This window comes from Frankia sp. CoWAU3 (assembly GCF_977971855.1).
Map to the genome: position 1 here is coordinate 1 of NZ_CDWWXB010000196.1, position 571 is coordinate 571.

Below are 571 nucleotides of genomic sequence, written 5' to 3' on the forward strand. Positions count from 1 at the left end.
CCGTCACACCACGCGACCTTCGCGCAGCCCTGGGATGACACTCGCCCCATGGGCCTGACTCTAGTTCGAGCCGGTCGGTGCGGCGGGGCACGACCCGCGGTCGTGTCGTCCAGGCAGATCAACCTCACGATCGCATTCCACGGGCGCGGATAACGCTACGCGGCACGTAGCGGCAGAGCCAGGTCCCGGTCACCGGCAACGTACCCGGTCGCTTCCTTCGTTTACTTCACACCGTTGATGCGAAGTAATCCCATGGTGGGTAGTACCAGGGTTAGTAATTCCAGGGCAAGGTTCCTGAGGATGGTCATGGTGTGTGGGCGGTTGCGGACTCCCTCGACCGAGGCGTCGCCTGACCGGGGCGCCGCTACTGGGCACCCAGTAGCGGCGCCGCTACCGCGCATCCGGCCGGCGGGGCTGGTCGCGCAGGCGTTCCAGCGCCCGCCGGTCGCGCTTCGTCGGCCGCCCGGCGCCCCGATCGCGTACGGCCAGCACCGGCGGCACCTCGCGCGCGACCGGCGGGCTGCGGTCGACGAAGGACTCCGCGGCAACGGGCGCGCCGACCCGCCTGTGC

At 70.1% G+C, this 571-nt stretch carries 1 pseudogene; it reads right to left on the minus strand.

Going from position 1 to position 571, the window contains the following annotated elements:
- Window positions 1-390: 390 nt before the first annotated feature.
- Window positions 391-571: pseudogene (locus AC08ON_RS14985) on the minus strand (RNA-binding S4 domain-containing protein); the annotation flags it as partial.